Source organism: Peribacillus frigoritolerans (assembly GCF_004358755.1).
GTDB lineage: Bacteria > Bacillota > Bacilli > Bacillales > Bacillaceae > Bacillus_P.
Map to the genome: position 1 here is coordinate 323,576 of NZ_SMZY01000002.1, position 24,900 is coordinate 348,475.

General features: G+C 41.6%; 25 protein-coding genes and 1 riboswitch. Of the genes, 11 read left to right on the plus strand and 14 right to left on the minus strand.

Annotation, left to right across the window (positions count from 1 at the left end):
- Window positions 1-78 precede the first annotated feature (78 nt).
- The 3 genes from E2R53_RS09130 (at window position 79) to E2R53_RS09140 (ending at window position 3,276) form a co-directional block, all read left to right on the plus strand.
- Window positions 79-1,599 carry a phytoene desaturase family protein gene (locus E2R53_RS09130; protein ID WP_133311464.1) on the plus strand — a complete coding sequence of 507 codons (1,521 nt, stop codon included), beginning with the start codon at window positions 79-81 and terminating at the stop codon, window positions 1,597-1,599.
- 130 nt (window positions 1,600-1,729) lie between these two features.
- Window positions 1,730-2,842, plus strand: a complete 1,113-nt coding sequence (locus E2R53_RS09135) for a glycosyltransferase (RefSeq protein WP_133311465.1) — start codon at window positions 1,730-1,732, stop codon at window positions 2,840-2,842.
- A gap of 98 nt (window positions 2,843-2,940) precedes the next feature.
- Window positions 2,941-3,276, plus strand: a complete 336-nt coding sequence (locus E2R53_RS09140) for a DUF3243 domain-containing protein (RefSeq protein ID WP_133311466.1) — start codon at window positions 2,941-2,943, stop codon at window positions 3,274-3,276.
- 54 nt (window positions 3,277-3,330) lie between these two features.
- On the opposite strand, the gene E2R53_RS09145 is transcribed toward E2R53_RS09140, so the two are convergent.
- Window positions 3,331-5,484, minus strand: coding sequence for a GDYXXLXY domain-containing protein (locus E2R53_RS09145; RefSeq protein ID WP_133311467.1), 2,154 nt, complete (start codon window positions 5,482-5,484; stop codon window positions 3,331-3,333).
- Window positions 5,485-5,638: 154 nt separating this feature from the next.
- Here E2R53_RS09145 and E2R53_RS09150 point away from each other — a divergent pair, with 154 nt between their 5' ends.
- Both E2R53_RS09150 and E2R53_RS09155 read left to right on the plus strand, forming a co-directional pair.
- Window positions 5,639-6,961 carry a short-chain fatty acid transporter gene (locus E2R53_RS09150; RefSeq protein ID WP_133311468.1) on the plus strand — a complete coding sequence of 441 codons (1,323 nt, stop codon included), beginning with the start codon at window positions 5,639-5,641 and terminating at the stop codon, window positions 6,959-6,961.
- Between the two features lie 216 nt (window positions 6,962-7,177).
- The gene (locus tag E2R53_RS09155) at window positions 7,178-7,381 is read left to right on the plus strand and encodes a hypothetical protein (protein WP_133311469.1); all 204 of its coding nucleotides are present in this window, start codon (window positions 7,178-7,180) and stop codon (window positions 7,379-7,381) included.
- Between the two features lie 35 nt (window positions 7,382-7,416).
- Here E2R53_RS09155 and E2R53_RS09160 read toward each other — a convergent pair whose 3' ends face one another.
- Window positions 7,417-9,327: a heavy metal translocating P-type ATPase gene (locus E2R53_RS09160; protein ID WP_133311470.1), complete on the minus strand. Its 1,911-nt coding sequence runs from the start codon at window positions 9,325-9,327 to the stop codon at window positions 7,417-7,419.
- A 426-nt stretch (window positions 9,328-9,753) separates the two neighbouring features.
- On the opposite strand from E2R53_RS09160, the gene E2R53_RS09165 reads away from it, so the two are divergent.
- On the plus strand, window positions 9,754-10,308 hold the full coding sequence (locus tag E2R53_RS09165; RefSeq protein WP_286166128.1) for a GNAT family N-acetyltransferase: 555 nt from the start codon (window positions 9,754-9,756) through the stop codon (window positions 10,306-10,308).
- A 65-nt stretch (window positions 10,309-10,373) separates the two neighbouring features.
- Complete coding sequence (locus E2R53_RS23535) at window positions 10,374-10,508, plus strand: hypothetical protein (protein WP_286166129.1); 135 nt, start codon at window positions 10,374-10,376, stop codon at window positions 10,506-10,508.
- A gap of 39 nt (window positions 10,509-10,547) precedes the next feature.
- Here the strand turns inward: E2R53_RS23535 and E2R53_RS09170 are convergent, their stop codons facing one another.
- The 7 genes from E2R53_RS09170 to E2R53_RS09200 all read right to left on the minus strand — a co-directional run bounded on the left by E2R53_RS09170 (window position 10,548) and on the right by E2R53_RS09200 (window position 18,382).
- The gene (locus E2R53_RS09170; RefSeq protein WP_133311472.1) at window positions 10,548-10,910 is read right to left on the minus strand and encodes a cytochrome-c oxidase; all 363 of its coding nucleotides are present in this window, start codon (window positions 10,908-10,910) and stop codon (window positions 10,548-10,550) included.
- Window positions 10,911-11,039: 129 nt separating this feature from the next.
- Window positions 11,040-12,233 (minus strand): NupC/NupG family nucleoside CNT transporter, encoded by a 1,194-nt coding sequence (locus E2R53_RS09175; protein ID WP_133311473.1) that lies wholly within the window; start codon window positions 12,231-12,233, stop codon window positions 11,040-11,042.
- A 150-nt stretch (window positions 12,234-12,383) separates the two neighbouring features.
- A riboswitch (purine riboswitch) is annotated at window positions 12,384-12,485 on the minus strand.
- An 82-nt stretch (window positions 12,486-12,567) separates the two neighbouring features.
- A complete protein-coding gene (locus tag E2R53_RS09180; RefSeq protein WP_133311474.1) occupies window positions 12,568-13,896 on the minus strand; it encodes a polysaccharide biosynthesis protein in 1,329 nt (442 codons plus the stop codon).
- A gap of 89 nt (window positions 13,897-13,985) precedes the next feature.
- Window positions 13,986-15,056 (minus strand): Ger(x)C family spore germination protein, encoded by a 1,071-nt coding sequence (locus E2R53_RS09185; RefSeq protein ID WP_133311475.1) that lies wholly within the window; start codon window positions 15,054-15,056, stop codon window positions 13,986-13,988.
- On the minus strand, window positions 15,046-16,146 hold the full coding sequence (locus E2R53_RS09190) for a GerAB/ArcD/ProY family transporter (RefSeq protein ID WP_133311476.1): 1,101 nt from the start codon (window positions 16,144-16,146) through the stop codon (window positions 15,046-15,048). The genes E2R53_RS09185 and E2R53_RS09190 overlap by 11 nt, the downstream gene beginning before the upstream one ends.
- 19 nt (window positions 16,147-16,165) lie before the next feature.
- Entirely contained in the window at window positions 16,166-17,641 is a 1,476-nt protein-coding gene (locus E2R53_RS09195) for a spore germination protein (RefSeq protein WP_206197382.1), read from the minus strand.
- Window positions 17,642-17,791: 150 nt separating this feature from the next.
- Window positions 17,792-18,382 carry a cell wall hydrolase gene (locus E2R53_RS09200; protein ID WP_133311477.1) on the minus strand — a complete coding sequence of 197 codons (591 nt, stop codon included), beginning with the start codon at window positions 18,380-18,382 and terminating at the stop codon, window positions 17,792-17,794.
- A 315-nt stretch (window positions 18,383-18,697) separates the two neighbouring features.
- On the opposite strand from E2R53_RS09200, the gene E2R53_RS09205 reads away from it, so the two are divergent.
- Window positions 18,698-19,189 (plus strand): sigma-70 family RNA polymerase sigma factor, encoded by a 492-nt coding sequence (locus tag E2R53_RS09205; RefSeq protein ID WP_133311478.1) that lies wholly within the window; start codon window positions 18,698-18,700, stop codon window positions 19,187-19,189.
- Between the two features lie 75 nt (window positions 19,190-19,264).
- On the opposite strand, the gene E2R53_RS09210 is transcribed toward E2R53_RS09205, so the two are convergent.
- The 3 genes from E2R53_RS09210 to E2R53_RS09220 form a co-directional block, all read right to left on the minus strand.
- A complete protein-coding gene (locus tag E2R53_RS09210; protein ID WP_133311479.1) occupies window positions 19,265-19,459 on the minus strand; it encodes a hypothetical protein in 195 nt (64 codons plus the stop codon).
- Between the two features lie 68 nt (window positions 19,460-19,527).
- Complete coding sequence (locus E2R53_RS09215) at window positions 19,528-20,175, minus strand: SDR family oxidoreductase (RefSeq protein WP_133311480.1); 648 nt, start codon at window positions 20,173-20,175, stop codon at window positions 19,528-19,530.
- Between the two features lie 78 nt (window positions 20,176-20,253).
- The gene (locus E2R53_RS09220; protein ID WP_286166130.1) at window positions 20,254-21,120 is read right to left on the minus strand and encodes a patatin-like phospholipase family protein; all 867 of its coding nucleotides are present in this window, start codon (window positions 21,118-21,120) and stop codon (window positions 20,254-20,256) included.
- 184 nt (window positions 21,121-21,304) lie between these two features.
- Here E2R53_RS09220 and E2R53_RS09225 point away from each other — a divergent pair, with 184 nt between their 5' ends.
- Window positions 21,305-21,493, plus strand: a complete 189-nt coding sequence (locus tag E2R53_RS09225) for a YkvS family protein (protein ID WP_029281718.1) — start codon at window positions 21,305-21,307, stop codon at window positions 21,491-21,493.
- A gap of 150 nt (window positions 21,494-21,643) precedes the next feature.
- The gene (locus tag E2R53_RS09230) at window positions 21,644-22,150 is read left to right on the plus strand and encodes a GNAT family N-acetyltransferase (RefSeq protein ID WP_133311481.1); all 507 of its coding nucleotides are present in this window, start codon (window positions 21,644-21,646) and stop codon (window positions 22,148-22,150) included.
- Between the two features lie 163 nt (window positions 22,151-22,313).
- On the opposite strand, the gene E2R53_RS09235 is transcribed toward E2R53_RS09230, so the two are convergent.
- Entirely contained in the window at window positions 22,314-23,111 is a 798-nt protein-coding gene (locus E2R53_RS09235; protein WP_133311482.1) for a peptidoglycan-binding protein, read from the minus strand.
- Window positions 23,112-23,244: 133 nt separating this feature from the next.
- Complete coding sequence (locus E2R53_RS09240) at window positions 23,245-24,036, minus strand: ATP-binding cassette domain-containing protein (RefSeq protein WP_133311483.1); 792 nt, start codon at window positions 24,034-24,036, stop codon at window positions 23,245-23,247.
- A gap of 91 nt (window positions 24,037-24,127) precedes the next feature.
- Between E2R53_RS09240 and E2R53_RS09245 the strand changes: the two genes are divergently transcribed.
- Entirely contained in the window at window positions 24,128-24,802 is a 675-nt protein-coding gene (locus E2R53_RS09245) for an SOS response-associated peptidase (protein WP_133311484.1), read from the plus strand.
- The last annotated feature ends 98 nt before the right edge of the window (window positions 24,803-24,900 follow it).

Sequence of the window (24,900 nt, forward strand, 5' to 3'; positions counted from 1 at the left end):
AAAGGGCAGAATGAATTGCTGAATAGAGATATTCTGCAGTTTAGACATAAAAGGACAATCTCATAAGGAGGCATTCTTTTGAAAAAGAAAGTGATTATCGTTGGAGGCGGACTTGGAGGCCTCTCTGCAGCTATCAGGCTTTGTGCAGACGGATATGAGGTAACGGTTGTTGAAAAAGGAGAGCGCGTTGGCGGCAAATTAAACATGCGCGGCGGACTCGGCTATACGTTTGACACGGGACCTTCCATACTGACGATGCCGTGGGTGCTTGAAAAATTATTTAAAAGCGCAGGACGCAGCCTTGCCGATTATCTCACCATCAAAAGAGTTGAACCTGGCTGGAGAACATTCTATGAAGACGGGACAACCATTGATTTAACAAGTGATTTGCCTGCTATGCTTGAAGAATTAAAAAAAGTTTCAGAGGAAGATGCAAACGAATTCTTTGATTACCTTCAGTATTGCAGTAAAATGTATGAGTACAGCATGAAAAGCTTCTACAGCAAAAGCCTTTCAGGTCTAAATGATCTTAGGTCCCTGCACAGTGTGAAAGAACTGCTGCAGATGGAACCATTAAAATCAATGGACGGCGTCACCAGAAAGCACTTTAAAAATAAAAAAATCAGGCAGCTTTTCAACTTCCTGATCATGTATATTGGCTCCTCGCCCTACCATGCACCTGCTGTCCTTTCTCAGCTTACGCATGTACAGCTTGGACTCGGCGTTCATTATGTCGAGGGGGGCATGTATAAAATCGCACTTGCTATGAATAAGCTTCTCCATGAGCTTGGCGCTGAAATCATGCTCAATACAAAAGTGGAGCGCATCCTAACAACCGGGAAAAGAGCTTCCGGCGTAGAGCTTGAAAATGGAAGAATTCTTGAAGCAGATCTTGTTGTATCGAACCTTGAAGCCATTCCGGCGTATCGCACTCTGTTAAATGAAAACCCTCAATCGCAGCAGAAAGCAGCTGAACTTCAAAAATATGAACCAACCGTCTCAGGCCTTGTTATGCTGCTCGGTGTAAACAGAACATATGACAATCTTGCCCATCACAATTTCTTTTTCTCAGAAAATCCGGAGGAGGAGTTTCAGCAAATTTTTAATGAAGGCAAGCTTGCGGACGATCCGACCGTGTATGTGGGCATCTCTTCAAAATCAGACTTTACTCAGGCTCCTGAAGGTAAAGAAAATCTTTTCGTACTGACGCATGTTCCTCCGCTTAAAGAAGGAGAAAACTGGGAATTCAGAAAAGAAACGTACCGTGAACTCATCTTATCAAAGCTTGAGCGCATGGGAATTCCTGATTTAAGAAAGCATATTGAGTTTGAATATACCTTTACTCCAAACGATTTGGAGCGCCTGTACGGAGCTAATGGCGGATCGATCTACGGTGTTGCAACAGACCGCAAGAAAAATGGCGGATTCAAAATCCCGAGCAAAAGCACCATGCTTGAGAATCTTTATTTTGTAGGCGGATCCACTCATCCAGGGGGCGGTGTTCCGATGGTTACCCTCTCAGGTCAGCTTACAGCTGATTTAATTGCTGAACATGAGAAGGATCTGAAAGTATTCAAAGAAGAGAAGGAAATTTCATAATGATAGTAGAGCGTAAGCACTGAAGCGAAACATCGATGCGCAAAAATTTCATTAATAATCATATTACTTAATAGAAGGATAAGATCGCCTCTTATCCTTCTTTTTTCAATCCAACTAAAGGAGAACGTTTATGCTTAACTATCAATTGGTCCTGCTGCTTCTTTTAGCGTGGACCGTCTTCAATTCTTTTTTTATGCCTAAGTTAAAAAACCGCAGCTCTGCCAATAAACCGCTTGTTTCAATTCTTATTCCCCTGCGCAATGAAGCACGCAATGCACGAAGCCTGGTTCAATCTTTGATAGGGCTGTCCTATCCGAATTTGGAATTCATCCTGCTTGATGATCAATCGGCTGATCAGACAAAAGAAATCCTCCTCTGCGAAACAAAACATGATGCCCGTTTCACCATCTGTTCCGGTACGGAGCTTCCGAAGGGCTGGTCGGGAAAAGTACATGCATGTCATCAATTGAGCTGCATGGCAAATGGAGATTATTATTTATTTTTAGATGCTGATGTAAGAGTTCATAAAAACACGATAGAAAGCTCCCTTTCTCTTATGAACGAGAAGAAAGCTGCCATGCTTTCAGGTTTCCCCCGCTTTCCAGTGAAGCATGTGCTCGAAAAACTGCTTGTTCCGATGCAGCATTTTCTGATTTATTTTCACCTTCCGCTCTTTTTTGCCAATTACACGCCCATGGTTTCAGCATCTGCTGCACACGGAGCGTTTATGATGTTTGAAAGAAAAGCCTACAAACAATTCGGCGGCCATGCAGCCATTAAAGATTCCATCGTAGACGATGTTGCGCTTGCAAGAACGGCCAAAAAGAATCATCATCGCGTCCTGCTGGCAAATGTCACAGATTTTGTAACGTGCTATATGTATGACAGCAACAAAGAAGTATGGGCTGGCTTCAAGAAAAATATTTTTCCGGGATTTGGGCGTTCTATCCTCATCGTCATCATGTTCACCTTTTTTTATAGTGTGTTTTATATTTTCCCGCTTCTATTAGCCATTTACGGCATTATTTCCTTGATATCCGGAGAATTTCTGCTTTTTTCCTTTATTCCGCTTTTGCTGATTATCTTGCAAAAAGCATTTATCGATTTTCGCAGCGGGCAAAAAATCAGCCTATCCTTCGCGGTTTCCTTTTCAGCAGCTGCTTTTCTTATCCTGCTGTATTCCTCGATGATTGCTTCTTTCAAAAAAAGCGGATACAGCTGGAAAGGCAGAACCTATCATTAATAGTTTTATAGTTTTTGCACATTCAACTCTCTGGAAAGGTTTACCTTCATCCTTAACGGGAATGTAACAAATAACTTTATCAGGAGGTGCCAGAAAAAATGTCAAACCATCAAGTGAAAGACGAGTCCATTCAAACAGAAAAGATTGAGAAGAAACTAGATTCAATGAATAATGAGAAAATGGAAGCAATTCTTCGGGATTTCGAAGAGTTCAAATCGTATTTAGGTGAAAAAGTGGAAGCAGGAAAGCGTTTAGGTTTAAGCGATGAAATGCTTGCCAAAGGCGCTGAAAAAGTGGCAAACTATCTGGCTAATAACGTTGAACCGCGAAACAGCGAAGAGAATTTATTAAATGAACTCTGGAAAGTCGGCAATGATGAAGAAAGACATTTCCTTGCACATATGCTCGTGAAATTAGCCAATGAAGCCAATTAGGGTAAGATTATAGGTTCATAGAAAAAATCCATCCTGCGGCGGATGGATTTTTTCTTATTTGAACGAAGATAAATCACTTTTCACATCTACAAGCAGAGCATTGCCTTCATCCGAAACCATCACTTTTGCATATTTAGCCGTTCGTTCAAGTTCCAAACCTGTTCCCTCTTCAACAAAGAAAGATTCAATTCCAAAGATAAGCCCGTCATAGCCGTTATATTTACCCGTCAAATAGGCTTCGTCCGCTTGAGGCTTTTTAAAAACGTCCCCTGCTCTCCCTTCAGCCGTTTCTCCGGTTGGCCTGTAAATGCCATTGCTGTCTTTTTTCACCTTAACGGTGAAGACAGTTCCGCTTTTGGTGTCATCTTCCGGCTTAAATCTGCCAGCCTCATATTGCAGCTGTACATAATCCCCCTGCAGCATAGATCTTGGGTCCAGCGGCTGCAGTTCAAGCACCACTTCTTTTCCCTGCTCCAGTGCCTGTTCGTTTGAAAAGCTCTGGTAGCCTGTAAAAGCAAGCTGCAGGATAAAAACACCCGCAATCATAGCCCATGTCCTGTTTGTAAAAATAGTTATTCCAGCAGGCTTTTCTTTATCAAAAATTCTGACTGCTGCAAAGATCACCAGGCCAAGCAGGAGGAAGGTCAGCGATTTATGAAGCAGCTTCCAGGCAAAATCGTAATAAAGTCCAATGAAAAACAGGATAAAAAATGTCCATGTGATGTTTCTCTTAACATGGATCTCTCTATTGTGATAGAGGGCAAGCATTGCTGCATTCAGTCCGAAATACAGAATCTGATAGATGAGCGTTTCCTTCCAGTCCGTTCCCCAAAAAGCGGCAGGATAAAGAAGCAGAAAGCCGTAAAAGACACAAAAGCTGCTCAGCTGTCTCACTCTGTCCACCGGCACGAGCAGCATCAAAAATTGCGCAATCGCTAAAACCGCTAAGACAAGGCGGAAATTTTCCATCCATTGAAGATGCACAGAAAACAGACTGATGAAGCATGCAAGCATAAAAGTATAGGCAAGAAACTGGAGAAACTTTTCCCGCTCAATCAGGATAATCACCAGGCTGACTGCAATAAAGAGAATTGCTGCGCCTGCATTAAGCATGAAAAGAACACCTAATGCTGTTAAAATCCCTGTGATGAATAACGTGTACCTAGCAGCCGTATAGAGCTTTTTCCAAAAAACAGCTGTGCCGATGAGAAGAAGACTGAACACAGCAAGGCTATATTCCGATTGAAAGATCAGAAACAATAAGCCGCCAAGGCTGAATGAAAGCAATAGAGATGACGTAAAGGTTATGATTACGATTAAAATGTTTTTAAACACTTTATACGTCAGCGAGTCATCCGGCGCTCTTCTCGTTACACGTACGGCAAGGTAAATGCCTCCTCCCAAAAAGAGCAGTGTCCCGAGGATGGAAAATAAATAAAAGCTGTATGGTCCAATTTTGTCTGCCACCCTTATGCTGACTTCGGCATATTTGGAGAGAGCAAAAACCCCAAGCATAACAAATGTAATAATGGTCAGCGTATGCTGACTGTCTTTTTTCATGAACAGGATATAGCTGATTATGATGACAGCCAAATAAACGATGTTCATCCAGGAACTGTACGGTTCAAATACATCGTAAAATGACATGATGATCAAAAAGAGATGAACGACAGCAAAAGATGCATATTGCAGCGGTTTAAGCTTTAAAAAATAGGCTAAGCCAAACACCAATGCATTTAGTAAGACCATGCCGACATAAATCAGCCATTCTTCAAAATCAGAGCGATTGATTGAGACACTTGCCGGAAACATGTAAAACCAGTACGTAAGCAGCAATAACCCATAGCTCAGGATGGCAAACGGCTGATAGCGGGTAATAATGGCGAGTGCAATGGAAGGCACCATCCAGATGAAAAATAAAAGGTAGCTGTCTGCATGCGAATTATAGATCTGGCCGATCAATGCGGCTGCAGCGCCAAACGAGACAGCGGCTCCGACAAGCAGCCACTTCGGCAGATCCTCCCTGTTGGACAAAATTTTTCCGCTCATAAAGCTTGCCGCGTAAAATAAAACCATCATCCCGATTGCAAGAGCTACCTTTTCCAATCGTTCAAAACCGCTCCAGTTGGAGGCGAAAAAATAAAGTATGCCCGATAAAATAAAAATAATGGCACTGAGATACCCCAGCGGAATGAGTTTGCTCAACATGATCACCTGACTTCCTAAAATAACTGTAAATTCATATCATTTTAACATTTTTTTACTTATTCATATAGCCAATTTCTAAAATCAGGTATAAAAAAGGAGAATCTCTTTTGAAAGCGAATACATTTAGAGAATAACTAGATTGGAGGGAAGCAGCTTGAAAGCAGTGATTTCTTTTTCAAACAGGATTATGCAGCGTTACTTGCCTGATCCATACTTGTTTGTCATCATTCTAACATTCGTCGTCTTTGCTCTGGGGCTCATATTCACCCCTTCCTCACCTCTTCAAATGGTCGAATACTGGGGCGGCGGCTTCTGGGGACTTCTCAGCTTCGCCATGCAAATGGTGCTCGTTCTGGTGACAGGACATGTTCTTGCAAGCAGCCCGCTCTTCAAAAAGGGATTAAGCGCCCTTGCGGATGCTGCTAAAACACCTGGCCAGGCAATCATTTACGTTACCATTGTTTCGATGCTTGCAAGCTTTATTAACTGGGGCTTTGGGCTTGTCATCGGCGCATTGTATGCCAAGGAATTAGCCAAAAAAATCGAGAATCTTGACTACCGTCTCCTGATTGCAAGCGCCTACAGCGGATTTGTCATCTGGCATGGCGGAATCTCAGGCTCCGTCCCGCTGACTATTGCGACAGAAGGTCATTTTGCGCAGGATATGATTGGTCTTATTCCGACCAGCGAAACGATTTTCGCACCGTTTAACTTAATAATTGTCGGCGTCCTTTTCATCACCTTGCCGCTCGTTAACCGATTGATGATGCCAAGAAAAGAAGAGACCGTTACCGTTAATCCGGAACTGCTGAGAGATCCGCGGATGGAAGCTGCTGCTCTTGAAAGAGAAGCACTTACTCCTGCCGACCGTCTTGAAAACAGCAGAATCATTTCTCTATTGATCGGAGTCATGGGCCTTATCTTTCTTATATCCTATTTTATGTCCAATGGATTTAAGCTGAACTTAGATGTGGTGAATTTTTTATTTTTATTTTTGGGAATCCTCTTTCACGGAACACCACGAAATTTTTTAAATGCTGTGTCAGAAGCTATTAAAGGGGCTTCAGGAATCATTATTCAATTTCCTTTTTATGCAGGAATCATGGGAATGATGGTCACATCAGGTCTTGCGGCCGTCATTTCAGAAGGGTTTGTATCCATTTCCAATCAGCAGACGTTTCCGGTGTTCGCTTTTTGGAGTGCAGGAATCGTAAATATATTCGTTCCGTCGGGCGGAGGGCAATGGGCTGTTCAGGCGCCTGTCATGCTCGAGGCTGCTAAAGCACTTGACGTTCCTATGGCAAAAACGGCCATGGCAGTAGCATGGGGAGATGCCTGGACAAACATGATTCAGCCATTCTGGGCTTTGCCTGCTTTGGCCATAGCAGGGCTGAAAGCGAAAGATATTATGGGGTATTGTGTATTTATCCTGCTGATTAGCGGGGTCATCATTTCTCTTGGATTCTTTTTCTTATAAAGCGGCAGAGGGCATCAGCATGAAGAGCTGATGCCCTACTTCCAAATGCCTTCATTTTCATCCCCTGTTTTCGAATTTTATCTACTTATTATCCTAACCTAACACGGCCAACTGCCCTTTTTTCCAAAAAAGGAAATCTTGATTTTCAATGTGTTTTCTTTTTATGTATAATGAATGTGGGATTCCGTTCTTTACCTAGTTAAGGAGATGTTAGCATTGCTGAAGTTGGTGAAACGAAATATAGTCCTCATCTTATGTATAATCGGTTTTGCATCACCTTTTATTTTTATTCAATTAACAGATTGGTTTTACTATAGCTCCCTGATCGGGTGGATCATAGGCTTCATTTGTATTGCTGCAGCTTATGTGATCGTGAGTAAAAGACCTGATGATGAATCAACAGGGGAAAGAACGACATAGAAAAATGGACGAAAGAAATCTTTCGTCCATTTTTTTTATCTTAATAACCGCAGTCCATTTAAAATTACAAGAATTGTGCTTCCTTCATGCCCGATGACTCCAAGCGGCAAATCAAGCACCTGCAGGAAATTCGAACAGATCAGCAGGGCAATGACTGACATTGAAAAAACAATATTCTGTTTGATGATTTTATCCATTTTCCGTGAAACCTCAATCGCTTTTTTCAGTTTCGTCAGATCATTTTTCATCAGGACAACATCGGCCGTTTCAAGAGCAACATCCGTCCCTTCACCCATGGCAATTCCTACACTTGCAGCAGCCAGGGCAGGAGCATCATTAATGCCGTCTCCGATCATGGCTGTATGTCCGTACTTCTTCGCAAGCTTCTTCACTTCTGCCACCTTATCATCAGGCAGGCATTCCGCAATAAATTGGTCTACTTTTGCTGCATTTGCAATAGATTGTGCTGTGGACTCATTATCTCCTGTCAGCATCACTGTATGAATTCCAGCTTGTTTCAGCTCATCAATCGCTTGAACGGCATCGTCTCTCAGTACATCCTGCAGACTAAGAACGGCCGCGATCCCGCTCTCGTTTTTCACATAGACAATGGTTTTTCCCTCTTCTGCTTTCTCTAAACCAAAAGCCGTCATCATGTTCTCTTCGTTATTTTCCGAAGCGGGCTTCCCGACACTCCACATTTCACCCTTCCATTTGGCCGTTACGCCAAAACCGGATTGCTCTTGTACATCAAGCATTTCGGGATGAAGAGCAGAATATTTCTTTTCAATATAGCCAACTATTGCCTTTGCAAGCGGATGATTGGACTGCTTCTCAATCGACAGCACCGCTTTGAAAACGTCCATTTCATCTGCATTTTCGCTGATTTTCACATCTGTTACAACAGGCTCCCCTTTTGTAAGTGTGCCTGTTTTGTCAAAAGCGATTACCTTCAGCTTGCTTAATCTCTCTAAGTGAACACCGCCTTTGAATAACAGACCGTTTCTTGCCCCGTTAGAAATTGCTGACAGAGTTGCAGGCGTAATCGATGCGACCAATGCACATGGTGATGCCACTACCATCAGAACCATCGCCCGGTAGAAGCTCTCATTGAAGCTCCAGCCAAGCAGATAGTGCGGCAAAACCATCATCAGCGCAACTGCAATCAATACCCCTTTTACATAAGTGCCTTCAAATCGTTCGATAAACTGCTGGGAAGGCGACTTTTCAGACTGAGCAGATTGAACAAGCTTGATGATTTTCTGGAAAAGAGTCTCATCGCTGTTTTTTGTTACTTTGACTGTAATCGAACCATTAATATTAACCGTACCTGCAAATACTGTGTCTTCCGTCTTTTTCTCCACTGGAATGGATTCACCTGTTATGGCAGCCTGGTCAATACTTGTCGTTCCAGACGCTACTGTCCCGTCTGTCGGGATGCGCTCCCCTGGTCTAACAGCGATCAAATCTCCAATTTCAAGAGAAGACACATGAACTCTTGTTTCTTTGCCGTCCTTAAGCAGGGAAGCTTCATCCGGCTGCAGCTCCATCAGCGCAGAAAGCTCACGCTGGCTTTTATTCATTGTAAAGGTTTCAAGCGCTCCGCTTAATGCAAAAATAAAGATTAAGATGGCCCCTTCAATCCAGTATCCAATAATTCCTGAACCAATGGCTGCAAAAACCATCAGCAATTCAACATTTAGCTTTCTCTCTTCAAGTGTTTCTTCAATTCCCTCTTTTGCTTTCGCATATCCGCCGATTAAAAAGGCTGATATAAATAAAGCGACAGCTGCAGGCGAGTCCCCCTGATTCGTTTGAATGGCCCACCCTATTAAAATCAGAATCCCAGAGAGGATGGCCGCAATTAGTTCCCCGTATTCTTTTAGTCTATCAAATTTTGTATTCTCATCATCTGTCTGATGAAAAGCATTTTCATTTACAAGCATTGTATACCTCCCTAATTGAGAAAAATAATCATCTTCAGTAAGCTTAAGAAAAAGATAAATGCTGCTGATGGCCAGCAGCAAATCCCCATATATCCGCTATGTCGAATCAGTATATGTCTCATTATACCAAACTGTACGCAAAACTCAATTAAAAATTATTATTATTTCTATTTAATAATAATTATCAATAAAATCTAGTAAAGTTCCATTTTCGTCTGCCATCAAGAGTTTAAAGTATAAAAGGTTTTATACAGATTTCCGGAAAGGAGTTCTTTTCCGAATGATGATGTGGTTATTAAGGTCGGTTTTTTATTCATCTTCCCTATTTACAGTTATTGAATTCATATTTTACAAAATACTCTTACTGAGGAAAAGGAATCCAACTAAAGGAGGAGAATTTTTTAAGAAAGGAGTTGGATGAACTATATGCTTCGTGGTGAAAGAGTAACTTTAAAACAATTAAGTACAGATGATATCCCTAAATTATTTCATTTTGTATACGGCGAGGCAGAGCCTGAATGGAAGAAATGGGATGCTCCTTATTTCCCCTTAGGCATGATGACAAAAAAAGATTTCGAGAAGCAAAAAAAGAAAGAAATCAAAGATCCTAACCCAAACAGACTTTATATATATGAAGATCAGCGGCTGATCGGAATGGTCACCTACTACTGGGAGCATCAGCCATCAAATTGGCTTGAAGTTGGCATCGTCATCTATGAGCCGTCAAATTGGCACAGCGGAATTGGCACAGAAGCTATGAACCTTTGGATTCAGCACTTATTTGAAAAATACAACTTGATTCGCATCGGTTTAACGACATGGTCCGGGAACGTCAGAATGATCAGAGTGGCTGAAAAAACAGGAATGAAAGAAGAAGGCAGAATCCGCAAGTGCAGACTTTATAAAGGTGTCTATTATGATTCTATCAAGATGGGCATGCTGAGAGAGGAATGGATCTCAAGACATAAGCAAGATGTATAAAAACATCCTTTTTTCCCGAAAATAGATGCGAAGTCAGCTTGTCTATTTTGAGAGGAGGACATGTGATGGCACTTGTCGTCATCTGCAGACATTGCAGCGGAGCAGGCAAAATCAGAACAAATCCTTTTATTCCGCTTACGAAAAAATGCCTGCAGTGCAATGGCACTGGGAAGTATCAGGAATACACTTATAAAAATTAACCAAAAAGGAAGCATGATGACGTGCTTCCTTTTTTCGTTTCATTTTAAATTCGCCAAAACATTCCAAACGAAAAACAAAAGCCCAATCACTGTTGCGAAGGATCCAGTGATGGTAAAAAGCACAAGACTGTTATTTCCCGAAACTGTAAACGCAAGCCCAATCATCATTACGGGAAGTCCGATATTATGGAGCCAAAAGTGAGCCTTTGCCAAAAAGTGGTCGGTTAACTCCGGAAATGCATAATATAAGATACCGGCAATCGTAAGTGTCGTAAAGCCCAATAAATTAATGTGCACGTGAACTGACGTCAATGTATAGTCATGGGCAATCGACATAAACAGTCCGAGCAGAAGACCAACAGCCAAATACAGAACAGACAGCTTAATCATTTTTATTCCCAACTAAAACCCTCCCGCCTTTTTGACATACAATTTAATTTACGCTTACCGGCCGCACTTTTAGAAATTGTCCGCAGAAAAAGGGACCTTGTTCCATAAGAAAAAGCACCCTGATGAAGGTGCTTTTCTATCTTACATGAACATTCCGACTAAAACTGCGGTAATAAAACTTGCCAATGTTCCGCCGACAATCGCTTTTAATCCAAGCTTTGAAACGAGGGGGCGTTTTGTTGGTTCAAGTGACCCTAATCCGACAATCAGCTGACCGATTGACGACAGGTTCGCAAAATTGCAGAGAGCAATTGAGAGGATGGCAACAGTTTTAGGATCTAACTCATCAATCATTTTACTTAAATCAAGATAAGCAACAAATTCATTGACTGATAATTTCGTACCGATAATAGAAGCTGCTCTGAAAGCATCCTCAAACGGAATACCGATCATGATGGCAAATGGATAAAACACATATCCGAAGATCGTTGACAGGTCCGTTCCGATCAGTCCAAGTCCTCCATTGATCAGAGCGAGAATACTGATAAACGCTATTAGAAGTCCTCCTATGTTCAGGGCAAGAGTTACGCCGCTGACTGCTCCTTCAGCGATCGCTTCAAAAACATTCGCATGCTTCGTTTTTTCCATCGCCACATTGTCATTTGTTTTGGAAACCTCTGTTTCCGGCTCTAAAAGTTTCGCAATGATTAAAGAAACAAAAGGTACACTGAATACAGAGATAAGAAGATACTTCATATCGATTCCCATCAGTGAATACCCGACAAGGATTGCTCCGCTTGCTGAAGCCGTACCGCCAACCATCACCGCAAATAATTCTGATCGTGTTAAATCCTTTAAATACGGACGAACAAGCAGCGGTGCTTCAACCAGCCCCAAAAAGGAATTTCCGACAGCACTGAACGTTTCAACCTTGGTTGTTCCAAGCAGTTTCCCAATTGATAAACCAATAATTCTTACAACAAAAGGGATAATTCTCAAATAATAAAGAGCCGATATAAGTGCAGAAATAAAGATAACAACTGCAAGTACATTTATCGCAAACACAAACGTAATGTTTGTGCCTTCTCCGTAAAACCCGCCAAATACAAATTCAATGCCTTCACTGCTGAAATCAATTATCTTTTGAACAGCAAAAGCGGCTTTCTCTAAGATCATCTCTCCCGCTTTAACCTTCATGACAAATAAAATTAAAGCAGCTTGAAGCAATAACCCTATGCCGATAGTTTTCCAGGGAATGCTTTTGCGATTGCTGCTTAGAAGCCAGCCGAGAAATAAAATGCCTGCAAGTGATAAAATTCCATATATAATACTCAAATGAATGCCCCCATCTATTAAAGTCATCAGTCGTTTTCCAATCATGAACGGACGCGGTCAGATGTCTGACGTCTAAAAAGAAATAAAAAAAAGAGACCGCTGTTCAAGACTTTATAAAGAAAGCTTGAACAGCGGTCTCTTCATCAGACTGCCTGTTCGTACTCTCCTTATAGTCCGGCACTTTAAGGCTGCCAGGTAGAAACTTATGGACCATATCTCCATGATTATATAAGGAAAACGTATGAAGTTATCTTCGTATTTTACAGCGGGTCAAGGGCTATTTCAATCCTTTTTCTTATTATCGGACTAGCAAGTGTATTGCGAGCTTTCAGAATCATCGGTAAACACTGTCCCTGCGCTCTGTGAGCCACAGCGTAATCCCGATCTTCTGGCAAATTGTCACATAATGCATGAGCGTTAAAAGCACAATGCCTGTATTCATCCCAAGAATAATTCCTGCCATTTGCAGCGAGGGCTGTGAACCAAGCAGAAACATCATCCCAAAGGAGACAATATGCGACCAGACAGTGTGGTAAAAAGCATCCTTCACTAGCCCAAGTCCTATTAAATAAGCCTGCATGGGAATGACGAAAAAATGAAACAAAAAGTATGGCCACAGCAGCTTCAGATAAAAAGCTGCCTGATCAGATGAGAAGAACAGCGATGTCAGCGGTTCTGCAAAAAGATAAATAATAAATACGGCCGGTATTCCGTAAAGCATGGTAAAAGACATCGATTGCTGGAGAAGCACCCGCAATGTCTTAGTATCCTGCCTGGCGTATGAATCAGAAACGTTTGGAATCAGCATAATCATTAATGAATGGGCAATAAATGCCGGAAAGAAGCCAATGGTCATTGCTACACCCGTCAGCATGCCAAAATGCTCAGTTGCTGCAACCGTGGTGAATCCTGCCGTAATGAGTGCTGTCTGGATTAAAAAAGGCTGGATCGCATTTGTGATGGCATGAAAGATCCTCAAGCCTGTAGTCGGGAGGGATACAGACAGCAGCTTTTGCCTTGCGTGTTTACCGGTTGTAAATGTGTTGTTTTCATATTTCAGAGCATGCATATGTATCATAAACACACTGATCAAATAAACAAAAACAATCAGTTCACTGCCAATAAAAGCACAGAGCGCAATCAGCAAAGCATGTTGATCGAACTTAAAGATGGTGAAAATAAGCAGAAGCACACTGAATTGCACCGCTTTTCGCAAAAAATTTGAAAAAGCAATCTTTCCCATCTGCTGCACACCCATAAAGTACCCCCTCGCAATCGAGGAGAACGATGCAATCGGAATGAGCCCAATAATCAGCCATTTAATCATTGGATGAAATCCGTCAAGCAAAGACGTAGCTGAAAAAAGGATGATGCTTGCCATCAGCACAGCAAGTGTAACAATCATTGTCATCTGCAGTGCGTGGCGCAGCATGCTGTAATGCAGGACCCGATTGTTTTCAGCGATGTATTTGGAAATGGAAATCGGCAGTTCAAGACTTGCAAGAACAGCAACTAAAAAGATGACAGGCAAAATGGACATATATCTGCCCATTCCTTCTTCTCCAAGTTCTCTCGCCAAGATCATGTTAACGAAAAATTCAATGCATTCACTGAAAAAAGCGGCTACGATCAATAAGAGGGTACCTTTGAAAAAAGAATTCATGCTGACTCACTCCCCGGGAAGAACTTTCTAAAAGGATATGAGACAAGTCACCCAAATATTTTATAATTTGTTTTAATGATCATTTTTCCCTACTCTATTACCCCGGTTTCCGTAATCATGACTTCAGGTTTAATTTCTACGGATAATTTTGGATAAATCTCTTTCCATTCTTTTTTATGAAAGCCGCGAATATGACTTTGCACCAAATCCTGCAGTCCCAGCGGATCGATCTCAAGTTCTTTAAACTGTTCAATCATTTGTTTCGATTCTTTTATAATCTCTTTCTCAAAGGCTTTCTCCATTTCATGTTTGATTTTAGGCGTGATCATATCCCCAGTATACTGCTGAACAAACCCGCTCAGCTTAACCTTTATCGTCAATTTGGATGGATCCTTTTTATTCACTTCAATTTTGCGGTCAGATGCAATCGCTTTAATGGCCACCTGTTCTTTTTTTGGCAGTTTGAGAGCATAAGTTCCTTCCGTATATTTATCAGCAATCAGTTTAAAGAAAATCAGTTTCTCATTTGAAATTTCACTGATCATTTTGTCTCCTTTAAATAAGGCCAGGCCATCAATTTCAACCTTGCCTCCTTCGCCTTTTTTTAAAATCGGCAAAAAGGGATCACTGTCTTTTGAATAGAGATCATATAGGAAAAGGTGCAGGTTTGTTTTAGGAACGTCCCTGCTTTCAATGTTATGGCGAATCAGGTTTGAAATATAGGCAGCTGCACCTCTATTTCCGAATTTCGCTTTCATTATGGAATTGGCATCCTCTCTGCCTACCGTCAAATAGACGCGGGAACCGACACTTGCATCCCTTTGCAGCGTATCCACAAGGTTGGTCAGTCCTTTTTCAGCAACACCCTCTGAATAGATAACAACAGAAATTTTCCCAAGGACGAGGGGATCAGATGATTTACGCTGCAGGTGCGTTAAAATATCTTTGCTGACCTCAGTAGATGAAGTAGATTCGATGATTTCACTTTCTACAGGGGCATCCTGCGTATAAACCGGAATGACAACCGTTCCTTTCATTTGATCTGCGCCCTCCATGTCATAGCCTACGACTGTAATAATATTAACATCGTCCAATATTTCTTTTTCAAGACATCCTGTCAAAAACAGCGGAATGAGAAGAACAAGCAATTTACGTTTCAATCTTTTTTCCTCCCTTCCATTTACGGTAGATCAGAGTGAGCAAATACAGAATCGGAATGTAGGCTATATAAATATAGAATCCTGCCTCCCCTAAAAATGTGTTAATCGTATTGATCTGTTCGCGGTCTTTAATGACATTAACAGCCGCGTAACTGACGGCAAGTACAATCAGAATCGTATATTTCTGCTTTATTTTCACAAGCTGCTTCATGCCTCTGCTTGCACACCAGAGGGTTAAACAAACGTTCGGCAAAATGACAAGGTTCCAGTTTGCGATTCCGATATATTCAAACCTTTCCACAAACGGCATTTCGACGATTTTCCAGATCGTAAGTGTTGCCCATACGTTTTTCTGAAGCTGCTCTTCACTGAAATAAATGATGCTGAACAGCATAATAATCACATAGATGAAAGTTGTAACTGCTGCACCAAAGTGCGCCCACTTCTTCGATTTTTCGGGATTTTTCAGAAAAGGATAATACATAAACAGCGCTTCAAAACCAAGCACTGTCAGCGACATATTCTTCGTGCTTTTTAAAAGGTCACTGATGGAGTGATCAAAAAAAGGCATCAGGTTATTATAATTCGCAAATTTCAGTGTGAACAAAAAGGTGAAAATCAGGTATCCCGGGAGCACCACACCAAAAAAACAAATACCCGCCACTACCCTAAAACCGCCATTTAATATGTAATAAGCTAGCACCAGAAAAATAAAGCTGTAAATCCAGACATTGAGATCTGGAAACATCCATACTTGAATAACTTCGATAAAGGTTCGGAGGACGTTAATGGCAAGAGCGGCAAAGTAAATTATGACAATGGCATTTAACCCATTGCCGATCCACTTGCCAAAAATCTTTTTATGAATATCAAGGATGTTTCCCTCTTGGTCCTTTAAAATCTGATAAATCAAAAAAATCGATATATGAACAACGACTCCTGAAGCAAGCACAGCTATCCAGGCATCATGACCGGAGTCCAGTGAAATAAAACGCTGAAAGCCAAGCACTCCGACACCAAACTGAAGGGAGTGAATAAGAAAAAACACAAGAAATGGCGAAACTTGATATCGTTCTGCGATCTTTTTCATCTGGACACCTCACAATCTGCTATTCATCTATATCATGTCTCTGTCTTGCTTTCTTCGCTGAAAATTTATCTGGCTGTTTCGTCCGCAGGGCCAAAGGCCTTTTGTTTAATGTTGAGAAAGGGAAACGGATAATCGCATCTTTAAGATCCCGGCTCCGGGGCGGATAGATCGGCACTAAAAAGGGCCTTCCGAGAGATGTCAGCCTTAAGAGATGAGTGGCTAAAAAACAAAAACATAAAACTATGCCGAGAAGCCCATAAATTTGGGCGAAAATTAAAAATGGAAAGCGAAGCAGCCGAATCGTATTACCCATCTTGTAAACCGGTGTTGTAAACGATGCAAGTGCCGCCAAAGCGACGATGATCAGGAGAACGTTACTGGTCAGACCCGCTTCAACCGATGCCGTCCCAATAACGATCCCGCCTACGATACCGATTGTCTGTCCGACCTTTGTCGGCAAACGTGCACCCGCTTCCCGAAGGAGTTCAATCGTCAGCTCCAAAAACAGCGCCTCAAGTATTGGGGGAAGCGGAATCTCGCGCCGCGAGGTTACGAGCGTGCTCAGCAGATCCTTTGGAATTAATTCATAATGATAGGTTAGGGTCGCTACGTATACAGGCGTTACTAAGATAGAAAAGGCTACGGCAAATACGCGGATCAGCCTGAAAAATGATGACAGTACCCAATTTAGATAATAATCTTCAAAAGAAGAGAAAAATTCTACAAGGGTTGTCGGGCCGATTAAAACCTGCGGCGAGCCATCAACAACGACGGCGACCTTCCCCTCTGAAAGAACGGCTGCCACCCTGTCAGGCCGTTCTGAATCAAGCACCTGAGGAAACGGAGAGTTATGGTTATCAGATATGAACTGAGCCACATAGCCGCTGTCGCCTATTTGATCATAATTAATATCTCTTAACCTCTGGATCATGGTATTTACATTTTCTTCATCTGCTATACTGTCGATGTAGAGCACAGCCACTTTTGTTTTGGACAGATCACCTATTTGCATTTCTTTTATCCGCAGCTGCGGCACTTGTATTCTTTTGCGGATCAAATTGATATTAAATTCAATCGCTTCTACAAAAGCTTCCTTCGGTCCTACCACACTGAATTCAACTTCTGGGAGGGAGATGTCTCTTGCTTTATTTAAGGTAGCTCGTAACAACGTACATGGACTTCCATACTCAGAGAATGAAATAATGATATAGCCTTCAAGCAATTTCTCCGAAACAATATCCGTGTCAATCGTGACAATGATTTCTTCAATGGGCACAATTTCTTTCAGCTGATCAAGGGTATTCCATTTTTCATTCAGCAAAGGAGAGAGAATGCTCTCATGTAAAAGCGTCGGATCTACAACTGTCCGTATGTAAGACACCCAAAAATTGATCTCTTTTGCATGATGCTCATATTGAACAAAATCAGACGAGGCCTTAAAGCAAGTAATCACTTCAGCCATTGACTGCTTTGGTTTTCCATTCTCCTTATACATCTTGTTCACGATTTCCACCACGCTTCACGATCATACTTTCCCTTATATTTCCTCCCATTTTGTAAATTATTCAAAAAGAAAAAATGGAAAATGTCATACTTGGGAGACAGCACAAAAAACTCCCATCCAGATGGAAGGGAGTTTTTTTCATTATTTTGCAAATGTGTGTTTTCCGATTGTAAGCGTGACTTCTCTAGTACGAATCCAGTCGCTTTCAGCTGTTACAGGATTATAGAAATAAACAGAATCATTACCCATACCCTCATAAGCCAAGGCTTCTTGGACTGCTTCTTTAGCTTTATCATCAGCAGGTTCATGAATTGCGCCATTTTCTACTGGAGAAAATGCGTAAATCCCTGATTGCTTTTGATAAATAACATCTTTAATGGTATCAGGGAACCGGTCATCTTTTACACGGTTTAAGACAACCGTTGCCACAGCCACTTTACCTGCATATGGCTCGCCTTTTGCTTCAGCGTGAACAATTCGCGCCAATAAATCCTTATCTTCATCTGAAATGGATTGAGGGACCTCCAGTTTTTCGCCTACATATAATAATTGACCGCTTTTATGATTAAGGGATTGAATCTCTTTAATAGATACACCGTATTTTTTGCCGATCAGCCATAAAGTATCGCCTGTTTTAACCTCGTGCTTTGTTGCTGCCTCTGCTTTTTCAAACCCAAATAATGATAAGGTAAGTGCAGAAATGATCATAAAAGTAAAAAATGCTTTCTTCATTTATAAACCTCCCAATTTTTCATTTGGATTCGCTTGTAAGAAGTACAAGTAATAGCCTAACAGCTTTATGCACTGAATTCATTGCTTAAAAAATGGAAGGTATCCCAATTCAATATTCAAAAAAATGAGGCATATCAGGCTTTTCACTGTAAAGAAAAATAGAAAACAGACCATTTCCCCCTGGGAAAACAGCCTATTTGACGCACCTAAGCGCCTATATATACCTTCTATACTGCTTTTAGGATTTCCGGCATCGCCATTATGATGAATTTACCGCGGAATATTTAAGTGGAGCGCTCCTAATCGGAGAATTCGATGATAGAAGATAAAAGTTTTGAGGAACTGGTTGAGAAGCATCAAAGTATGATTTATTTTCATATTAAACATTTAAACATCAGGCAGCATCATGAAGAATACTATCAAATCGGACTCATCGCCTTATGGCACGCTTCAAAAACTTATGACGGCTCAAAAGGCGCATTCAGCACTTATCTATATCATTGTATAAAAGGAAGGATGCTGAATGAAATGAATAAACAAAATATAAGGCACGAAAAAGAAGAGCTTCGCGATCAACATGACGATTTCGGCACGGAAGACCCTATAAAGGAAATAATGAGCGAGCAAATGGTCCGATCCTACGGCGACATCCTCACACCGATGCAGAAAAAATGGCTGATTGGCTATTGCATTGAGAAGAAAACGCCAACTGAAATTGCTGAGAGTGAAAATGTCAGTCCTGCGAGTGTGAAATCGTGGAGAAGAGAGGCAATCAAGAAGATTAAAGCGATAACAGAAAAATCATAAGGATGATGTGGATAAACATTCTCTCAATTCCTAAAAACAGAAAAACGGCCGTCATATATGACAGCCGTTCTGTTTTCAGCTCCGGGGAACCTGCAAATATTTGTAGATGACGCTTCCGCCCTGCTGTGCAATTCCGCGGAAATGCTTGAAATCCTCACGTTCGACAAGAACCGTTCTAAAGGTAAGAAAAACATCTTTCGGAACATGATATTCATGGATTTCGCCATTTTTTAAAGAATCCAGCATTTCGTTTGCCAATTGATTATCCATGGAACGAACTTCCCCCAAATCTTTTCATATATGCAAGTTTACTAAGGAGAAGCCCGCTTGTCCATGACTTAATAAACAAATTTTAAAGCTTCCTCAATGTCTGATTCGCCAGAGAGGATTTCAAACGTTTTGTTTTTCACTTCTTCACCAGTAAGAGACGCTATCAGAACCGCCGCCACATCTTCACGGGAAATGCTGCGTTTTTCTTTGTTCTCGATTTTTTCTGAAGCTTCAATCTTTCCTGTGGCGCTGTCGTCCGTCAGTGCGCCAGGTCTGACAATCGTATAAGAAAGATCTGATCCCCGCAGATATTCGTCAGCAATTGCCTTTGCTTTGAAATACTGTTCCATTGATTCAGGACCTGCTGAAGGGTTATCTGTTCCCATTGAGCTCAGCATAACGAAATGCTGGATCCGATGTTCTTTAGCAGCGTCTATCAGATTTTTAGCCCCTTCCTGGTCAACAGAAATCGTTTTATCAGGTCCTGTTTTTGATCCAGATCCCGCAGCAAAAATGATGGCATCTGCTAAATGCACGGCATGGGATACATCCCCTTCAAGATCGCCGACGACTGTTTGGGCACCCAGCTTTTGAAGCTCTTTTTCCTGCTTCGGATCCCGCACCATTGCGATTGCGCGGTGCTCGCCTCCGCGTGCTATTTGTTCAATTATATGTCTGCCTGTTTTTCCGTTAGCTCCTGCAATTAATACATTCATTCTAAACAACACCTTTATAAGTAGTATGACTGTACTCTTCCCCCAGGAAACTCTCTTCAAACGTATGGGTATGTTTTATCAGGATAATACGTGATGCGGCTCATGCCACTTCTGCAGAGCCTCAAAACAGGCTTCTGCATCCTGTAAGCCCTGCTCATAGAGCCGTTCAAGTTTAACCGGATTTCGTTCAATCCGGTCAACCTCAAGCTTTCTGGATGGACGGATGACAAACACATTTCCGAGCTTTTCCTGCTCCTCAATATAATCAAGCGTCTGATTGTACTGCTCATAGCGGTTCAGCATGGCATCTGCAAGCAATGGATACGCTCTGAATGACCGTCTGACCATCCACTCCATGCTGCTCTTTTTCTTTCTGTATCCTGCATTTCTGGTTAAGATCACCACATTGCGGGCATTGCCGTCTGATTGAGATTTTCTGATCGGGATCGAATCGACAATCCCGCCGTCAAGCAGTTTCCTTCCTTCATAGTCAATCATTGGGGCTATAAACGGAAGGGAGCTTGAGGCTCTTAATATCGTTAAAATATCCTTGCCGATATCATTTTTATTATAGTAAACAGGCTCCCCTGTCTTGCAGTCTGTTGTTCCCACTAAAAATGTCTGATCACTTTTCAAAAAGGAATCAAAATTAAACGGAACAAGCTTGTTTGGAATTTCATCAAAAATGAAGTCCATCCCAAACAGCTGTTTATGACGGATATAATTGCTTAACGATAAATAGCTTTTATGATTGGCGTAATTGATGTTGACCGTTTTATTTCTTCCTTTTTGCCTGGAAACATAGGAAGCACCCATGCAGGCACCTGCTGAAACCCCGATGACATAGGGGAAATAAAGATCTTTTTCCATGAAATATTCTAAAACACCTGCTGTATAAACCCCGCGCATTCCTCCGCCTTCGAGGACAAGACCTGATGAAACCAAGCTGATTCGCCTCTTTCAAAATCAATTTTATCTTACTATAACATGCTTCATCCACCTGCTTCATCTAATCTGTTTGGCCTTTTTTCAAAATTATTACACAATTTTAACTGAAAGCCTTTACTTAACGGAAAAAATAATGTTAAATAGTCCTAATGGGGGATCTGTATAGAGAAGGAGAGAGGAAATGAAAATCGCTAAAGTTGGCAATGTGATTGAATTCAGAGACGGTTTACGTGGCATCGTGGAGAAAGTTAATGAAAATTCAGTGATTGTAGACTTGACGTATATGGAAAATTTCCGAGATTTAGATCTTGAGAGACGGACGGTCGTCAATCATAAAAACTATAAAATTGTAAAAGAACAGCTTCATTAATTTTAAAAACAGCAGTCTGAAGGAGGATTCTCCATCAGGCTGTTTTATTTTTTACTCACAATAGATTTTACATTGCTTTATGGAAAATGAACCATACTAGATAATGAAGTCCGGATTTGACTTCTAGATCAAGGAAAAGAGGTGCCTCAAATGGAGTATCGGCTGCTGACAGAAGAAGACACAGAACAGTACCGGGCACTGCGGCTGCAGGCCCTGAATGAGCTGCCTGCAAACTTTGCTTCAAGCTTTGAAACGGAAAAGAAAAAATCAATTGAAGAATTAATTCAGGAAATCACTCCTTCTGCATCCGCTTTTGTAATGGGCGCATTTGCAGACGCAGAGCTCGCAGGGATTGCTGCGTTCAAACAGGAAAATCTTGAAAAAATGAAGCATCGCGGTCAAATTCTGGGCATGTACATCTCTCCTGTCATGCGCGGCAAAGGTTTAGGCAAAAAACTGCTGAGCTCTCTAATTGAACGAATAAGAGAAAATGCTGCCATTGAAAAAATCGATCTTGCGGTTGCGGTTGATAATCATGGCGCCAAAGCTTTGTATGAGTCTTTGGGCTTTGTCCAGTTCGGCGAATACACAGAAGCGCTGAAACTTGCAGATGATTATGTAGATGAGGCGTATATGTGTTTGGAGCTTCAACGGTGAATTGGCAGCTTTCTATAGTTAGTCTGGCTGTCGGAACAGGGCAAGCTGAATGAATATAACTCGAAAAGACTACGGTCCAATTCACGAGAAAAATCTGGTGCAGCCTATAAAAAAATCCGCTGCAGGCAGCGGATTTCTCATTTTCTATGTAACTGATAAGCTATTATTGATAAACTTTAATGTTGACTGTTTTTCTGCCCCAATTGATGGCACTGTTTTGTCCTGCAATAAAGACATCAATTTTGCTGCCTGTAATGGCGCCGCCGATATCAGCTGCAATAGCTTTACCGTAGCCTTCAACTTCTACAGTTGAGCCAATTGGAATCACATTCGGATCAACGGCAATTACTTTCGCTTCAGGGTATTTTTTTAAATCCACACCCATCTTCGTCACTCCGGAACAGCCATCGCATGAAGCCGTATAAGCTGTGCTTGTAACCGTTAACTCTTTTACAGTCCCTGAAACACTGCTTGATTTTTGATTTAACTTACTAAAGGTTTGCGGTCCAGCGATACCATCACTTTTCAGTCCTTTTTGCTGCTGAAAATTGGCAACTGCACTTTTCGTGCCGTTTCCGTACATTCCATCAACAATACCAGTATATGCTCCCCACTCTTTCAGCAGACGCTGAAGCTTGATGACTGGTTTTCCCATATCGCCATAGCGCAACACTTTAATTTTTTGATTCGTTTGCGGTCCAGCTATCCCATCAACTTGGATACGGCTGTTTTCCTGAAAATCTTTCACCGCTTCTTTTGTAATTGGTCCATAATAGCCTGTCTCTTCAAAATATGGATACACACTTTTTGTTAAAAGATGCTCCTGCAGTTCTTTCACATCTGAATGGCTCATTCCCTGTGAAAGTGTTCTGTCTCCCAGTGCCGCTTCCCCGCTCAATGGAAAAATTACGCTTACACTGAGTACAGATGCGCCGATTAAGCCCATAAGCTTTTTCCTCATATTGCCCCTCCTCAAGTATTAGTAATACATCACACTATACGTGAAAAAGATGGGAGTGTTGGTGTAATAAGGATAAAACGAAGCGGAAGAACTAGAAAACTGGCATTTATTAGTCTAAATTTCGACAAATTACTCATAAGTGTTTAAGGTATCTTTCAGGCGAATTCAGAAATCCTTTCGTGATTTTCACATGTTCTAAATCATCATATTGCACGCTTTTTAACGGCAAGTCATCAAGGGAATAAATAACAGCATCCGGAAAAGCCATTAGGATAGGAGAATGAGTCGCAATGATAAATTGCGATCCTTCTTTGATCATTTCAAGCAGCATGCTGATCAAACTCAGCTGTTTCATCGGAGACAGCGGACCCTCAGGCTCATCTAGCAAGTAAAAGCCATTTGAACGAAATCTGGTTTGAAAAAACGACAAAAACCGCTCTCCATGTGACTGGTTATCGAGCCCTCTCCCGTACAATTCCTCTATTTCTCCTATTGTCTTATGATAAGGAGACGCCGCAAGCTGCCTTGCCAAAATCGATTTCCCCCGGTACTCCTCTTCAACTTCTTCTAACCTTTTTTCCGCCTCTGCCCTCATGCGCGAGACATTGCGTGCATAAGTCAGAAAGTCATCCGCTTTCAGGTAAAAACCTTTTTTTGTTTTCGCACTCCATGAAAGCTTCAACTCGCGGGAAAATTTCCTGATCTCTTCATTTATATCGTCATCTTCTGCTGATGCAATCCGGATTAAACCGGATTGCTCTGCGATTGCTTCAAGCAGAGTTGTCTTGCCTGTCCCATTTTCTCCCGCAAGAATCGTTACCTGTGCTTCAAACGACAGAGTGAGAGACTCTTTAAAAAGGGGAAGTCCATATGGATACTCCTGCTTTTTGTGATCAGGAATAAAGCTGACTCTTTTTAAGTGCACCTGTGATCTCTCCTTTTTATTTTATTATACGGCTTCACCTTGTTTAAAGGGAATGATAACGGTATTATTTTACATAAAAAGGAGAATGCCCATGTGCGGAAGATACACTTTATTCGCAGAATATGCTGATCTTGTAGACCGATTTCAGATCGGCGCAGCCATTGAAGAAGATGAATATGTATACAGCTACAACATTGCTCCTTCCCATGAGGTCCTGTCCGTGATTAATGATGGGACTCAAAATCGAATGGGGTTTTTAAAGTGGGGACTCATCCCTCCTTTTGCAAAGGATGAAAAAATCGGATATAAAACCATCAATGCCAGAGCAGAAACATTGGCGGATAAACCAAGCTTCAGAAATGCTTTCAGAAAAAAAAGATGCCTTGTACTGGCCGATTCGTTCTATGAATGGAAACGGCAGGCAGGCGGGAAAACCCCGATGAGAATTAAATTGAAAACAGGTGAACCCTTCGGCATGGCAGGGTTATGGGAAACATGGAAATCGCCAACTGGCAAAACCATCTATTCCTGCACGGTAATCACAACCGAACCAAACAAACTGATGAGCTCCATTCACGACAGAATGCCGGTCATCCTGAAGCCTGAAGACGAAGCAAGATGGCTCGACCCCTCCATTCATGATCCAGATGATCTGCATCCGTTCTTGAAGCCATTCGACGAGACGCAAATGGAGGCATTTGAAGTATCGTCTGAAGTAAATTCTCCTAAAAATAATGGTGTACATTTGATTCGGGAGATTTGTTGAATAAAGGCAAACTTCAAAATCTACCCTGCTAAACCGAATAACGGTATTGGAGGGTACGGAAGCGCATGAATCGCAATCGGATTAAGGAAATTAAACTC